Source organism: Delftia sp. (genome assembly GCF_059499305.1).
Genome location: NZ_JCABYI010000004.1, coordinates 122,101 through 136,887, shown reverse-complemented (window position 1 = coordinate 136,887; position 14,787 = coordinate 122,101). Strand labels below are relative to the sequence as shown.

General features: G+C 69.6%; 10 protein-coding genes. 4 read left to right on the top strand and 6 right to left on the bottom strand.

All coding sequences use genetic code 11. The features are described 5' to 3' along the window. Positions 1-59 precede the first annotated feature (59 nt). The gene (locus tag AC5I49_RS02505; RefSeq protein ID WP_495788790.1) at positions 60-2,732 is read right to left on the bottom strand and encodes a type IV pilus assembly protein FimV; all 2,673 of its coding nucleotides are present in this window, start codon (positions 2,730-2,732) and stop codon (positions 60-62) included. A gap of 121 nt (positions 2,733-2,853) precedes the next feature. Between AC5I49_RS02505 and AC5I49_RS02500 the strand changes: the two genes are divergently transcribed. The 4 genes from AC5I49_RS02500 to AC5I49_RS02485 all read left to right on the top strand — a co-directional run bounded on the left by AC5I49_RS02500 (position 2,854) and on the right by AC5I49_RS02485 (position 7,867). Beyond that, positions 2,854-4,392 (top strand): 3-hydroxyacyl-CoA dehydrogenase, encoded by a 1,539-nt coding sequence (locus tag AC5I49_RS02500; RefSeq protein ID WP_495788789.1) that lies wholly within the window; start codon positions 2,854-2,856, stop codon positions 4,390-4,392. 170 nt (positions 4,393-4,562) lie between these two features. Beyond that, the gene (locus AC5I49_RS02495; RefSeq protein WP_012205125.1) at positions 4,563-5,282 is read left to right on the top strand and encodes a Crp/Fnr family transcriptional regulator; all 720 of its coding nucleotides are present in this window, start codon (positions 4,563-4,565) and stop codon (positions 5,280-5,282) included. A gap of 145 nt (positions 5,283-5,427) precedes the next feature. Continuing rightward, on the top strand, positions 5,428-6,513 hold the full coding sequence (locus AC5I49_RS02490) for a phosphotransferase (RefSeq protein ID WP_046238236.1): 1,086 nt from the start codon (positions 5,428-5,430) through the stop codon (positions 6,511-6,513). Between the two features lie 79 nt (positions 6,514-6,592). After that, positions 6,593-7,867, top strand: a complete 1,275-nt coding sequence (locus AC5I49_RS02485; protein WP_016446718.1) for an acyl-CoA dehydrogenase family protein — start codon at positions 6,593-6,595, stop codon at positions 7,865-7,867. Positions 7,868-7,937: 70 nt separating this feature from the next. On the opposite strand, the gene AC5I49_RS02480 is transcribed toward AC5I49_RS02485, so the two are convergent. The 5 genes from AC5I49_RS02480 to AC5I49_RS02460 are packed head-to-tail and all read right to left on the bottom strand — an operon-like array spanning position 7,938 to position 14,786. Then, entirely contained in the window at positions 7,938-9,395 is a 1,458-nt protein-coding gene (locus AC5I49_RS02480; RefSeq protein ID WP_312839916.1) for an efflux transporter outer membrane subunit, read from the bottom strand. 1 nt (position 9,396) lies between these two features. Continuing rightward, positions 9,397-11,400 (bottom strand): ABC transporter permease, encoded by a 2,004-nt coding sequence (locus AC5I49_RS02475; RefSeq protein ID WP_495788788.1) that lies wholly within the window; start codon positions 11,398-11,400, stop codon positions 9,397-9,399. After that, complete coding sequence (locus AC5I49_RS02470; protein ID WP_312839917.1) at positions 11,400-12,641, bottom strand: efflux RND transporter periplasmic adaptor subunit; 1,242 nt, start codon at positions 12,639-12,641, stop codon at positions 11,400-11,402. The genes AC5I49_RS02475 and AC5I49_RS02470 overlap by 1 nt, the downstream gene beginning before the upstream one ends. Before the next feature lie 49 nt (positions 12,642-12,690). After that, positions 12,691-13,068: a DUF3325 domain-containing protein gene (locus AC5I49_RS02465; RefSeq protein WP_016450743.1), complete on the bottom strand. Its 378-nt coding sequence runs from the start codon at positions 13,066-13,068 to the stop codon at positions 12,691-12,693. Beyond that, entirely contained in the window at positions 13,065-14,786 is a 1,722-nt protein-coding gene (locus tag AC5I49_RS02460; protein ID WP_495788787.1) for a PepSY-associated TM helix domain-containing protein, read from the bottom strand. Before AC5I49_RS02460 ends, AC5I49_RS02465 begins: the two co-directional genes overlap by 4 nt. Position 14,787: the final 1 nt, after the last annotated feature.

Here is a 14,787-nt window from a genome sequence, read left to right as displayed (position 1 = left end):
TGCGGGACCACACATCAAAAAAGGGAGCATCTGCTCCCTTTTTTGCATGTGCACCTGGCTCAGTCCTTGGACGGCTCCTTGCCTTCACCCTGCGGCGACGGAGCCTGTGGCGTGGTCCGAAAGGCCGGGTCGGTCTCGCGCGACAGCAGCATGTCCACCGAGCGGCTCAAGGGCTCGTCCAGGCCGCGGTGATCGCGAAGGGTTTCGGGCGGTTGCAGCTCCCAGTTCTCCAGCGCCAGATCCATGCTCAGCGGCGCCTTGAGATTGTGCTCGCTGAAGCCCACGGGGCCTGAGCCGGGCGCCGACAGCACCACGGGCGGAAAGCGCGAAGGCACGTCCACCGTGGGCAGTTCATCCTCGCCCAGCGCGGTGAGGTCTATGTCCAGCAGCGGTGCCGCCGCATCGTGGATGAAGGACGGCGTCTCGCTCAGCGGAACGGCACGCACCTGGCCGGCAGGCAGCTGGCCTGCCTGATCCAGGTCGAAGTCCAGCGGCTGCATTTCAAACTGCAGCGGCGCGGACAGGGAGTCCGGCGCGCGGCTGTCGGCAGCCTTCTCACCGGCTGTACCGGAGACCGTGGACAGCGCCTGTGTGTCCATGGGCGTGAACTCCAGGCCCGGATCCTGCGGCGACAGGGAAGAGGCAGCCTGCTGCGGTGCGGCCTCTACCGGAGGCGGTTGCAGCTCGGCCATCCAATCCACATCCATGAAGGCGGCAGCGGCGGCCGGTGCGGGAGCGGGTTCCGCGGCCGATGCGAGGACGGCTGCGCCGGCCGTGGCTGCGCCGGCTGCGGCCGTGCCCGCCACCATGCGCGGCGTGGTGCGCTCGCGCGGGCCGGGCTCGCCGCGCGTTCCGGCGGGCGAGGTGCGCGCGATGGACAGCAGCAGCAGCAGGTCATCGAAAGCGGCCAGGTCGAAGGGGGCTGGCGCATCGGGGTCGGGTGCACCGTCCTGCTTGAACAGGTAGTGCGCCAGGCAGTCCTCGACTTCGTCCACAGGCCACAGCGCCTCGATGCGTGCCAGCTGCTCGGGATAGCCCTGCAGCAGGCTGCTGCCTTTGTCGGTGAAGCCCGGCATGGCCGGCACGCGGGCGTTGAAATGCTTGGCAAAGCGGGCGCGCAGCTGGTCGAAGTCGTCTCGGCGGCTCAGCGTGTAGTACAGGTGCAGCAGCTCCAGATAGGCCAGCGGCGAGGAATCCTCATGCGTGGCGATGTGCGAGCGCAGCAGCTCGATGGCCTGCTGGTGCTCGCCCACCGAGATGAAGAATTCCGCCTGCTGCTGCACGTCGAACATTTCGCCGGGCTGCACCATGCGCCGGGCCTTGATGGCCTCGGGCGCAGGCGAGCGCGCTGCGGTCTTCTCGCCCTCTGGCTCGGGCAGCTCGGCCTGCACGGACACAGGCACGGGAATGGTGGCCGGGCCGAAATCGCCGGGGTCCACGTCCTCATGCAGCTCGTACGTCACGCCAGGGCGCATCTGCGCGCCGCGCTGCACATAGGGCGAGGCCAGGGTATCCGGGCCACGGCGATCATCCGGCGACGGCGCAGGCCGGTGTTCACGCAGGCTGGGTGCCATGGGCCGCGTGGGCCGATGGGGGTCCAGGGAATGCGGCAGGGTGTTGATCCCGTCATCGTGCGAATGCGGCGGGCTCGACGGCACGGGGTCCTGCGACGAACGCTCCACCGATTCCCGCCAGGCATCCGGCTCGCGCGAGAACAGCGAGGCGCCCGAGCGCATTTTCCAGGCCATCCATGCGATCACGGCCACGGCGGCGATCAGCGCCAGCAGCAGCGCATTGAACAGCCACGACGAGCCGCCCGACTCCTGGCGCATGGCCTCCAGTTCGGCCCGTAGCTGGGCCAGTTGCCCACGGTCGGCGGTGTCGCGCTTCTTGAAGGCCGCCATTTCGGCCTCCAGCGCCTGCACGCGCTTGTTGGCCTCGGCCAGCTGCTCGCTGCCCGCATCGAACATGGGAGCCGCAGATGCGGCGCCGCCTTCGGGTGTCCCGGGTGTTCCGGCTGCGCCAGCGGCGCCCGGGGTGCCGCCCGTGCCCAGCCATTCCTCCACCGGCTCCATGCGCAGGCGCGGTTCTATGCGCAGGCCCGCCTGCAACTGCCCGGCCTGGGCCTGGGCGGTCACGCCCACGGGCGGCCTGGATTTCTCGGCCGCCGCCTTGGGTTTGGCCTGGGGCCTTGGCTGTGTCTTTGGCTTGGACTGGGGTTTCGGTTCCTTGGCAACGGGCACCGCTGCGGGCCTGGAATCGGCCCGGGCGCTGCGGCCAGCGGCCGGGCGGGAGGAAGTCGAAGATGGGTCGGAAGCGGCGCCCGCTGCACCTGCAGCACCTGCTGCACCGGCACCCGCGGCCGCCAGCGCCGGCTGGGCTGCCGCCAGTTCCCGCACATTGATGGGCTGATTGCCCGTGGCATCCACCGACTCGGGCAGCTGCGCCAGCAGCGTATAGCTGCGGCTGATGCCGCCGCCTTCGCAGCCGGCCCAGAGCTTGAGCGTCACCACGGGCTCGTCCACCGTGTAGCTGGCCTGCACACGAACGGCCTTGCCCGATGTGGTCGGGCTGACGCGCACACGCGAGGATTCGATGGGCCTGTCACCGGCCAGCAGCTCGGCGCGCACGCAGGAGCTGCCGGCGTCATTTCCGCTATCGGGCTGCAAGCCCACCACCAGGTCGAACGGAGCGCCCAGCACCACGTTGCCCCGGGGACTGCCCAACGACAATGCGGACGCGTTCCAGGCCATGGAGGACAGGGCGACGCCGAGAATGGTGCTACAAATTCTCACATCAGCCTTTCTTTGAACGCTTGCATTTTTGCATAGACACCTGTAGGACACCTCCTCTATGTACATGATCCAAAACAACATTTCTCCTATCAGGAACGTCGGATTGATAGGCGCAGGCATCATGGGGCAAGGCATTGCCCAGCTGGCCGCCCAGGCAGGCGCCGGCGTGCTGCTGCAGGACGCTCGCCCGGGCGCTGCCGCGCAAGCGCAGCAACAGCTGTTTGCGCTGTGGGACCTGCTTGAGAAGAAACAAAAAATAACAAGTGAGCAGGCCGCAGATTGCAAGGCCCGGGTGACGGTGGCGGACGGTCTCGATGCGTTCAGGAACTGCGACCTGGTGATCGAGGCCATCGTCGAGCGCATGGACGCCAAGCAGGCGCTGCTGCGCGAGCTGGAGGCCATCGTTGCGCCCGGGACCCTCATCGCCAGCAATACCTCGGCCCTGTCCATCACCACGCTGGCCACGGCGCTCAAGCACCCGCAGCGCTTTGCCGGCTTTCACTTCTTCAACCCGGCGCCGCTGATGAAGGTGGTGGAGATCGTGCGCGGCCTGGCCACGGACGAGGCCACCTGCGCCACGCTGGCGCAGTTCGCGCGCAGCTTCGGCCACACGCCCGTGCGCGCGCAGGACACGCCGGGCTTTCTGGTCAACCACCTGGGCCGCGGCTATGTGACCGAGGCGCTGCGCATCGTGCAGGAAGGCATTGCCGACTTCGCCACCATCGACCGCATCCTGCGCGAGCAGGTGGGCTTCAAGCTCGGCCCGTTCGAGCTGATGGATCTCACCGGCCTGGATGTCACCCATGCCGTGATGGAGCACATCTACCACCAGTACTACCAGGAGCCGCGCTACCGCCCCAGCCCCATTGCCGCGCAGCGCGTGGCGGCCGGCCTGCTGGGCCGCAAGACCGGCCAGGGCTTTTACCGCTATGCCGAAGGCCGCGCCGAGCAGCCTGCCGAGCCTGCCGTGCCGCAGGTGCAGACGCTGCCACCGGTCTGGGTGTCGGCACGCGCGGCCCGGCGCAACGAGATCTACCAGTTGCTCAAGAGCCTGGGCGCGCGCATTGAAACCGCGCAGGCACCGACCGAGCAGGCCTTGATCCTGGTGGCGCCGCTGGGCCTGGACGTGACCACGGTGGCTGCCGTGGAGCGGCTGGACTGCACGCGCACCATGGGCATCGACATGCTGCTGGCCGACGCCGACACGCGCCGCCGCGTGCTGGCCACCACGCCGGCCACGCGCACCGACATGCGCGACGCCGCCCATGCGCTTTTTGCCAGCGACGGCAAGGCCGTGAGCGTGATCCGCGACAGCGGCGGCTTCGTCACGCAGCGCGTGGTGGGCTCCATCGTCAACATCGCCAGCGACATCTGCCAGCAGGGCATCGGCAGCCCGGCCGACCTGGAAAAGGCCGTGACCCTGGGCCTGGGCTATCCCATGGGCCCGCTGGCCATGGGCGACCGCTGGGGGCCCACCAACATGCTGGAGGTCCTGTTCAACCTGCAGACCGTCTACGGCGATCCGCGCTACCGCCCCAGCCCCTGGCTGCGCCGCCGTGGCGCGCTGGGGCTGAGCCTCACGCACGAGGAGCCATAAGCCCTGCAAAGCCGGCGACCCGATGCACGACGGGTCGCCTTTTTTTCGCCGCCCTGCCCCGTTTTCGGCAGGCCCAGACACCGAAGTGACAGGCCCGCCGGCGGCATGCTGCGCCGCGGCGGTCCCACACGCGACAATGTGACCGTCATCAGTCACGCAAAAGACAGGCCATGGACGACCCGATTCTTACCATCGAAGAACGTGAAGCGATCAATTCCGGTCGCTGGTTTTCATCACTTTCTCCATCGCTTCGGCACGACATTCTTCGATGCGCTTACGTCAAACGGTTCAAAGATGGCACGCTCATCTGCGCACGCGGAGAACCGCCCGAGGAATGGATCGCCTGCGCCCGGGGTGCGGTGCGCGTGAGCTCGACCTCGATCACGGGCAAGCAGATCACGCTGGACTACGTGGAGCCGGGCATCTGGTTCGGCGACGTGGCCATCCTGGACGGGGACAAGCGCACGCACGATGCCTATGCGCACGGCGAGACCACGCTGCTGTGCGTGTCCAAGACCGACTTCAAGAAAATCCTGTCCATGCATGTGGAGTTCTCGGAAGCCATGCTGCGCCTGCATGCACGGCGCATCCGCCAGCTCTACGGCCTGGTCGAGGACCTCAACACCCTGCCGCTGCGCGCGCGCCTGGCCAAGCAGCTGCTGCACCTGGTGCGCAGCTATGGCGTGACCAGCCTGTCGGATGGCAGCGAGATCCGCATCGGCCTGCACCTGGCGCAGGAGGAACTGGCGCAGTTGCTGGGCGCCTCGCGCCAGCGCGTGAACCAGGAACTCAAGGCCATGGAACGCGAGAACGCCATCCGCATCGAGCCGGGCGGCCTGGTGGTCTGCGACCGCGACACGCTGCTGCGCATCGCCGCGCCCGACGCCTGAACCTGCGCGGCTCGCGCCGCGCCCCCTCCCCTTTTCTTGCACCGACCGGACGCTCTCGCCGGCCGGTGCCTTGCCGCGCCCGTGCTGCGCGGCTGTTCCCGTTTGTTGAACCGATTCTCGAACCGATCACAGGACTGACTGCCCCATGAGCACTTTCGACCATTTCGTAGGCACACGCGCCGTCTCCGACCAGCACGCATTCGACGTGCCCGCGCTCACCGCCTGGATGCAGGGCCATGTGCAGGGCTTTGCCGGCCCGCTGCAGGTGGAGATGTTCAAGGGCGGCCAGTCCAACCCCACCTACAAGCTGATCACCCCGGGTCGCAGCTACGTGATGCGCTCCAAGCCCGGCCCCGTGGCCAAGCTGCTGCCCTCGGCCCATGCCATCGAGCGCGAGTTCCGCGTGATGAAGGGCCTGGCCGGCACCGACGTGCCCGTGCCCCACATGTATGCGCTGTGCGAGGACGAGTCCATCATCGGCCGCGCCTTCTACATCATGGAGTGCATGGAAGGCCGCGTGCTCTGGGACCAGTCCCTGCCCGGCATGGAGCCGGCCCAGCGCGCCACCATCTACGACGAGATGAACCGCGTGATCTCGGCCCTGCACACCGTGGACTTCGCGGCCCAGGGTCTGGCCGACTACGGCAAGAGCGGCAACTACTTCGAGCGCCAGATCGGCCGCTGGAGCAAGCAGTACGTGGCCTCGGTCACCCAGCCCATCCCCGAGATGGACCAGCTCATGCAGTGGCTGCCCGCCCACATGCCGGCCAGCGCGCTGGATGCCTCGCGCGTGTCCATCGTGCACGGCGACTTCCGCCTGGACAACCTCATGTTCCACCCCACCGAGCCGCGCGTCATCGCCGTGCTGGACTGGGAGCTGTCCACCCTGGGCCACCCGCTGGCCGACTTCAGCTACCACTGCATGAGCTGGCACATCCCGGCCACGCTGGGCCGGGGCATCGCAGGCAAGGACCTGGCGGCCCTGGGCATTCCCGGCGAAGAGGAATACATCCGCCGCTACTGCGAGCGCACGGGCCTCAAGGACGTGGACACGCTGCGCGCCGACTGGAACTTCTACATGGCCTACAACATGTTCCGCATCGCGGCCATCCTGCAGGGCATCGCCAAGCGCGTGGAGGCCGGCACGGCCTCCAGCGCCCAGGCCAAGGCCTCGGGCGACACGGCCCGGCCCATGGCCGAGCTGGCCTGGTCCTTCGCCCAGCGCAGCTGAGCCATCCAGACCAGCCCCCAACACTCACCGATCACCCCGTTTCCACCACAAGCGACAAGCCAAGAGAAGGAGCGCATCCATGGACTTTGAATATTCGCCCAAGACCAAGGACCTGCAGGAACGCCTGCTGAAGTTCATGGACGAGCACATCTATCCCGGCGAAAAGGACTATGCCGCCGAGATGGAAGCCAACACCGCCGCAGGCAAGCGCTGGACGCCGCTGCAGACCATCGAGAAGCTCAAGGTCAAGGCCCGGGAGCAAGGCCTGTGGAACCTGTTCCTACCCGTGGACAGCGCCGAGGCCGCTGGCTACAAGGGCGGCGGCCTGACCAACCAGGAATACGCGCCGCTGGCCGAGATCATGGGCCGCGTGCCATGGTCCAGCGAGGTGTTCAACTGCTCTGCGCCCGACACCGGCAACATGGAGACCATTGCGCGCTACGGCAGCACCGAACTCAAGGAGCGCTGGCTCAAGCCGCTGCTGGACGGCAAGATCCGCTCGGCCTTCGCCATGACCGAGCCCGAGGTGGCCTCCTCCGACGCCACCAACATCTGCACCCGCATCGAGCGCCAGGGCGACGAGTACGTGATCAACGGCCACAAGTGGTGGATCTCGGGTGCCGGCGATCCGCGCTGCCAGGTCTTCATCACCATGGGCAAGACCGACCCCGATGCGCCCAAGCACTCGCAGCAAAGCATGATCATCGTGCCCGGCGACGCGCCCGGCATCCGCATCGTGCGTCCGCTCAACGTCATGGGCTATGACGATGCGCCGCACGGCCACATGGAGATGTACTTCGAGAACGTGCGCGTGCCCGTGGGCAACATCCTGCTGGGCGAGGGCCGTGGCTTCGAGATCGCCCAGGGCCGCCTTGGCCCCGGCCGCATCCACCACTGCATGCGCCTGATCGGCCTGGCCGAGCGCGCGCTGGAGCTGATGTGCAAGCGCGCCAGCTCGCGCATCGCCTTCGGCAAGAGCGTGGCGCAGCAGACCGTGACGCAGGAACGCATCGCCGAGGCACGCTGCCGCATCGACATGGCGCGCCTGCTCACGCTCAAGGCCGCCTGGCTGATGGACATCGCCGGCAACAAGGTGGCACGCAGCGAGATCGCCATGATCAAGGTGGTGGCCCCCAGCATGGCCTGCCAGGTCATCGACTGGGCCATGCAGGTGCACGGCGGCGGCGGCATGAGCGACGACTTCCCGCTGGCCAGCGCCTACGCCCACGCGCGCACGCTGCGCTTTGCCGACGGCCCGGACGAAGTGCACCGCAACGCCATCGCCAAGTGGGAGCTGGGCAAGTACGGCGCCTACGGCAAGGATGCCGGCGTGCCCATCACGCGCGGCAGCTGAGCAGGCTTCAAGCCTGAGGCCTCAGGCCGCACACCCGGCAGGACCGGGTGGCGGCCCTGGCCCTTCCCTCTCAGCCAGGTGGCAATGCCTCCTGGCTTTTTTGTGCCTGCCTTTCCGGCATTTCAGCGCCCATGGCAGGCGTCTCCCACCCCCCGCCCAGCGCGCGGTACAGCGCCACGCGCGCCTGCAGCTGCAGCAGGCGCTGCAGCACGGCCTCGTCCTGGGCCGCGTACAGCGTGGTCTGGGCCTGCAGCAGGGACAGCAGGCTTTCCGCCCCGGCCTTGTACCGCAGCTCGGCCAGCGACACGGCCTGGCGGGCCTGGGCCAGCACCTCGGCCTGGGCCTCGGCCTGGGCCTTCAGGCCGTGGACGGCGTTGAGCGCCAGGTCCACATCGCCATAGGCCGCGACGATGGACTTGTAATAGCCGGCCAGCAGCTCCTCGCGCCGGGCCTGGGCGCCATCGCGCTCGGCCACCAGACGACCGCCGTCGAAGATGGGGCCGGCGAGGCCGGCCAGCAGCGAATAGACCGGCTCGCGCAGCCAGTCGCTGGCGCGCCCAGCGCTGGTGCCTGCACTGCCCGTGAGGGTCAGCCGGGGCCACAGCGCCGCGCGGGCGGCCTGCAGGTTGGCGCTGGCGGCGGTCAGTTGCGCCTCAGCACTGGCAATGTCAGGGCGGCGCTGCAGCAGCTGCGTGGGCAGGCCTGCGCCGATCTCGGGCAGCTGCAGGGCCTGCAGCGAATCCGTGGCCAGCGCGGGGCGGCGGGCCTGGCCCAGCAGCACGGCCAGCGTGGCATCGGCATCCTCGCCCTGGCGGCGCAGCGTGGCCAGGGCCTGGCGCTGGCTGGCCACCAGGCCGCGCTGCTGGGCCAGCTCCAGCTGGGTGGCGGCGCCTGCGCGCGCGCGGGACTCCACCAGGCCCAGCAGCCGCTCGGCATTGGCCACGTTGCGCGCCGCAATGGCCTGGCGCTCGCGCAGCGCCACGGCCTGCAGCCAGCCATGGGCCACCTGGGCGGTGACCGTGAGGCGCACCGTGTCCTGGTCGAACCGGCTGGCCTGCCAGGCCGCCGCCGCCGCATCGCGCGTGGCGCGGTTGCGGCCCCAGAAGTCCACCTCATACGAGGCCGTCAGCGCGGCGCCGTAGACGCTGGCCTGCCCGCCCGCCACCTGTGCATGGTTCATGCGCTGGGCGCGCAGCTCGCCGCTGAGCGACGGCAGCAGCGCCGCGCCTGCCTGGCGCGTGGCCGCCTCGGCCTGGCGCACGCGGGCCATGGCGGCAGCCATGTCCAGGCTCTGGTCCTGGGCGGCCTGCACCATGCCGCCCAGCTCCGCACTGCCAAAGGCCTGCCACCACTGGGGTGAGACGGAGGCAGGGACGGCTTCGCCCTGCTGCTTCCACGAAGCGGCCAGCGCAGGCGCTGTCCTGTCCGGCATCGTCTGCTGCGCGGCACAGCCGCCCAGTGCCGCGAGGGCCAGGGCCATGCAGCCCAGGCGCGCATTTCCCAGCGTCTTGTCGTTCATGTCCTTCATCTCACTCTCCCGCCAGCGCACGCACCGGGTCCAGCCGCGCCGCCGTCTTGGCCGGCATGTAGCCGAACACCAGGCCCGTCACCACGGCGCAGGCAAAGGCGCCCAGCATGGCGCGCACCGAAAACACCACGGGCACGCCCGCCACGATGAGCACCACGCCCACGGCCAGCCCGGCCAGCAGGCCCACCGTGCCGCCCACGAAGGTGACCAGGCTGGCCTCGGTCAGGAACTGGCGCAGGATGTCGCGCTGGCGCGCGCCCGTGGCCATGCGGATGCCGATCTCGCGCGTGCGCTCGCGCACCGTCATCAGCATCACGTTCATCACGCCGATGCCGCCCACCACCAGGGAGACGGCGGCAATCAGGCCCAGCATCACCGCCATGCTCTGGCGCGTGGCCGCCTCGGCCTGGATGCGCGCGGCCGCGTTGCCGATGCCGAAGTCCTCGCGCCCGCCGTGGCGCGCCAGCAGCAGCTTGCGCATGGCCTCCTCCGCCTCGTGCACCACGTCGGAGGACATGGCCTCGATCACCACATAGTCGGGCTGGGTCTGCGACTGGTAGACGCGCGCCCGGCCCGAGCGGTAGGGAATGAAGACCATGTCGTCATAGTTCTGCGCGCCCGAGTCCGCGCCGCGCTCGCTCATCACGCCGATGACCTCGAAGGCCGATGTTCCGATGATCAGCTGGCGCCCCAGCGGGTTGGGCGTGTCGGGGAAGAAATGCTGGTGCGCCTTGTGGCCCAGGACCACCAGGGGCGCCAGGTCGCGGTCCTCGGCCTCGGTGTAGTAGCGGCCCTGGGCCACCTTCCAGTGGTGCACCAGGGGCATCTCCTCGCTGGCAGCGAAGACGTAGATCTGCTTGTCGGCCTTGCCGTAGCGCACGGTGATGGGGTCGCCGATCACGGGCATGACGCGCCGTATCTCGGGCAGTTCGCGCACGGCGGCCAGGTCTTCCTCGGTCATCTGCCCGGCCGGCCCGCCCGTGGCCGGCGGCTTGCTGCCCATGTAGAGGATGGCCGTTCCCATGGTCCCCATCTGCTCGACCACCTTGCGCCGCGCGCCCTCGCCAATGGCCAGCATCACAATCACCGAGGCCACGCCGATGACGATGCCCAGCAAGGTCAGGCTGGTGCGCACGCGGTTCATGCGCATGCCGCGCCAGGCGCTGCGCGCGGCCTCGAACAGCTCGGCCAGCCAGGGCGCGCCGGCGCTGCCGCGCTGCGGCGTGAGCGGCAGGGCAGCGGCGCCCGCATTCGCCGCATTCACCGCGTTGGCGGCATCGTCGCGCCGGCTGTCGCTGGTGATGCGGCCGTCGCTGATCTCGATCACGCGGCGCGCCTGGGAGGCCACCGCGCGGTCGTGGGTGATGAGGATGATGGTGTGGCCCGCGTCGGCCAGCTCGCGCAGCAGGGCCATGACCTCGGCGCCGCTGTGCGAGTCCAGCGCGCCCGTGGGCTCGTCGGCCAGGATGATCTGGCCGCCGTTCATCAGCGCGCGCGCAATCGACACGCGCTGCTGCTGCCCGCCCGACAGCTGGTTGGGCCGGTTGCCCAGGCGCGAGCCCAGGCCCAGGCGCTCCAGCAGCGTACGGGCGCGCCGCACGCGCTCTTCCTTGGGCAGGCCCGCGTAGATGGCGGGCATTTCCACGTTCTCGCTGGCGCTTTCGCTGGCTATCAGGTGGTAGCCCTGGAAGACGAAGCCGAAGGCCTCGCGCCGCAGCCAGGCCAGCGCATCCGAGTCCAGCGTGGCCACGTCCTGGCCCTGGAAGTGGTAGCTGCCCTCGCTGGGCCGGTCCAGGCAGCCCAGGATGTTCATCAGCGTGGACTTGCCCGAGCCCGAGCTGCCCACCACGGCCACGAACTCGCCCGCGCGAATCTCCAGGTCGATGCCGTGCAGCACGGTGACGGCGGGCTGGCCGCTGTCGCCGCCGCCGTAGTGCTTGGTGATGCCGCGCAGCTCTATCAACGGTGCGGTGAGCGGCGCGCCGGCCTGCATGCCCTGCGCCATCACCATTGCAGCCACCGCGGGCCACGGTCCAGAGGCGTCTCGCCGACGATGACGCGCTCGCCTTCCTGCAGGCCCTCCAGCACCTCGGCCTGGTGGCGGCTGCGCACGCCCAGGCGCACGGTGCGCTGCTCGGGCTGACCCTTGGCGTCCAGCACGCGCACGGTCTGCGTGCTGCCTGCCTTCTCGGCCGTCTCTGCCTTCTCTGCCTTTTCCGCCTTGCCAGTCGTTCCCGCCTTGTCGGCCACGGCCATCAGCGGCACGGTGAGTGCCTGCGCGGCCTGGCCGGTGACGAAGACCACCTGGGCCGTCATCTGGGGCATCAGCTCGGCGTCCTCGTTGTCCACATCGAACAGCACGGTATAGGCCACGGCCTTGGTGGCGGGCGCAGGCGCCTGGCCCGCATTGCCGCCGGCCGGCGTCTGGCTGGTAGAGGGCGAGGGCAGCACCTGGCGCACCTTGCTGGACCAGCGCCGGGGCCTGGCCTGGTCGGCGCCGCCCAGCGTGGTGAAGTACACCGGCATGTCGTCGCGCACGCGGCGCACGTCGGCCTCGGACACTTCGGTCCACACCGTCATGGCCGACAGGTCGGCAATGCGCAGGATGTTGGGCGTCTGGTAGGTGGCGTTCAGCGTCTGGCCCTCGCGCGCCTCCACCGACACCACGGTGCCCGCCATGGGCGCGTAGATGCGCGTATAGCCCAGGCGCGCCTCGTCGGCCTTGAGCGTGGCCTGGGTCTGGTCGATCTGGGCCTTCAGATGCTCCATGCGGGCACCGGCGGCGGCCAGGTTGGCTTCTGCGGTCTGCAGGTCTTCCTCGCGCGTGGCCCCGTCGCGGGCCAGCTGGCGCTGGCGCGTGAGCTGCTGCTCGGCCAGCTTGCGCAGCGCCTGCTGCTCGGCCAGCTGTGCGCGCAGGCCCGCCAGCGAGGCACGCCCCGCATCCACCGTGGCGCGCTGCACGCTGGGGTCGATCTCCACCAGCAGCGCGCCCTTCTCCACCTGGGCGCCGGGCTCCACGCGCAGCCGGGTGACCTGGCCCGACACCTGGGCGCCCACGTCCACATAGCGGCGCGGCTGCAGCGTGCCGATGGCCGTGACGGTGGACTCGATATCGGTGCGCGCCACGGTCTCGGTCTGGTAGGCCACGGCAGGCCGGCTGGACCACCAGGCGGCCGCGCCCCCGGCCGCCGCCAACAGGACCACCGCCACGGCGATGGCTTTCCAGCGTTGCTGCGTGCGCGTCATGCTTGCCTCCCGACCACACACACCCCGAACTGGAACGAAAGCAGGAAACTCATCTGAAAAACCCCGTAATGCCGAAACTGAAAACAATCCACGCCAAATCCGCCACGGCAAGCACGCCAGCCAACCAGGCCAGCCGCGCCGCCCAGCGCGCATGGGCGCTGATCAGGGCCACGGCCATCAGCGCGCCGGCGGACACAAAGCCCAGCCAGGCCACCGTGCCCACCGTGCCGCCCCAGCCCGAGACAACGGGCACAAGGGCCAGCGCCAGCAGCGCCGTGCCCAGGCCGCGCAACTGCGGGCCACGGCGGGCCGGCAGCTCGCGCGCGCCGGTCAATTGTTCGTAGTGGCGGTCCATGGCAAAGGCCAGGGCCGCCATGCCTGCAAAGGCCAGGGCCAGTGCGGCCAGGGATGCGTGCAACGTGCTCATGCCTGCACCTCCGAGGGGCCGGCCACGGCGGCCTGCCCCTTGGCCGCCTTTTGCCTGGTGGCGGCACCCTCGCCGCGCCGCGCCAGCCAGCGCCAGGCCCAGGCGGCCGCCAGCCCCGTGGCCAGGCAGAACAGTTCCACCCCGGCGCTTTCCCAGTCGCCCTCCAGCATGTGGGCCGACAGCGGCTCGCCCACGGTGATCCAGTTGAGCAGCGGCAGCAGCAGGCACAGCATGGCCAGCAGGCCCATCTGCTGGCGCCAGGCCGTGGCTGGCGCGCAGGCCAGCGCATGCACCAGCGCCAGGCCCCACAGCCCGAAGAACACGGCCAGCTCCCAGTCATCGCGGTGCGCCAGGCCCACGGGCACCAGGCGGTTGGCCCACAGGTAGCCGATGCAGCCCAGGCCCAGCCCGGCGATGGCCGCCACGTTCAGGCCCTCGATGAGCCGGTACACGCGCGCCGTGGCGCTGCCGAACTCGCCCTGGTGGCGGCTGCGGCGCTTGACCATGAAGAGGATGGCGCCCGTGGCCATCATGGCCGCGCCCGCCAGGCCGCACAGAAAGTACAGCCACTTCATGGCCAGCCCGCCGAACTTGACCATGTGCAGCCCGCCCATGACCGCCTGGGCCAGCGAGGGGGCGCCGCCGTCGGCACCGCCGGGCAGGCGTACCTGCAGCACCTCGCCCGTGGCGGCCGAGAACATGGCCATGCCCGAATTGGGGCTCAGGCGCTGATGCGCACGGTCATCGCTGTTCCAGCCGTAGACGCCGATGCGTGCCGAGGCATCGCCGGGATGGTCGATGACCACCGCGCGCACCGCCTGGCCCATCAGCTCCTGGCCGCGCCGTGCAAAGGGCTCCAGATCGGGCACCGCCAGGGGCTTGCCGGATAGCGCGGGCGGCCCGGCCTCGTTCATGTCGGCGACGAAGGCCGTGCGGGCGGCCTGGTCCGTGCCATAGACCGTCCAGACGCCAACGGGCATGAAGCTCAGGCTGGAGATGGCGATGCCGGTATAGGCAATCATGAACTGGAAGGGCAGCGTCAGCACCGCCACGGCGTTGTGCGCGTCCAGCCAGCTGCGCTGGCCCTTGCGTGCGCGAAAGGTGAAGAAGTCCTTGAAGATGCGCTTGTGCGTGATCACGCCGCTGACCAGGGCCACCAGCATGGCCATGGCGGCAATGCCGATCACCCACAGTCCCACCTGCCCTGCATGCAGTTCATAGTGGAAGTCCACGAAATGGTTGCCGCCCATGGTGGCGCGCGTGGCACCGTGGCCATGGCCGTGGCCGGCCCCCATTTCCTCGCCCGTGGCGGTGTCCAGCTCGGCATCGGCGTACTGGCGGTTGGCGTCGAACCAGTAGACACGCAGGTCGCCGCCGCCCTTGTCGTCGGACGGCCAGATCTCCCACATCTGCGCGCCCTGGTGGTGCTTTTGCATGTAGGCCGCGCCCCAGGCCAGGCGCTGGCCCAGGTCCGCACCCTGCCCGGCCGGCGCGGCGGCGCGCGCTGCCGCCTCGGCCGCCTCCTCGGCATGGTGCTCGGGCGTCATCCAGTGCGTGATGGCTTCCTGGAAAACGGCCAGCGAACCGGTGAGGAACACCGCGAACAGCAGCCACGAAAACCACAGCCCGCACCAGGTATGCAGCCAGGCCTGGGCCTGGCGGAAACCGCCCGTGGCAGCGCCGCTGCCGGGGACCTTGCTGATCTGCTCCTTTGCCATC

Bases quoted from the DNA above. Each gene is read 5' to 3' on its own strand.
- AC5I49_RS02500 (WP_495788789.1), top strand. From the start codon at position 2,854: ATGTACATGATCCAAAACAACATTTCTCCTATCAGGAACGTCGGATTG.
- AC5I49_RS02495 (WP_012205125.1), top strand. From the start codon at position 4,563: ATGGACGACCCGATTCTTACCATCGAAGAACGTGAAGCGATCAATTCC.
- AC5I49_RS02490 (WP_046238236.1), top strand. From the start codon at position 5,428: ATGAGCACTTTCGACCATTTCGTAGGCACACGCGCCGTCTCCGACCAG.
- AC5I49_RS02485 (WP_016446718.1), top strand. From the start codon at position 6,593: ATGGACTTTGAATATTCGCCCAAGACCAAGGACCTGCAGGAACGCCTG.
- AC5I49_RS02480 (WP_312839916.1), bottom strand. From the start codon at position 9,395: ATGAAGGACATGAACGACAAGACGCTGGGAAATGCGCGCCTGGGCTGC.
- AC5I49_RS02475 (WP_495788788.1), bottom strand. From the start codon at position 11,400: ATGGCGCAGGGCATGCAGGCCGGCGCGCCGCTCACCGCACCGTTGATA.
- AC5I49_RS02470 (WP_312839917.1), bottom strand. From the start codon at position 12,641: ATGACGCGCACGCAGCAACGCTGGAAAGCCATCGCCGTGGCGGTGGTC.
- AC5I49_RS02465 (WP_016450743.1), bottom strand. From the start codon at position 13,068: ATGAGCACGTTGCACGCATCCCTGGCCGCACTGGCCCTGGCCTTTGCA.
- AC5I49_RS02460 (WP_495788787.1), bottom strand. From the start codon at position 14,786: ATGGCAAAGGAGCAGATCAGCAAGGTCCCCGGCAGCGGCGCTGCCACG.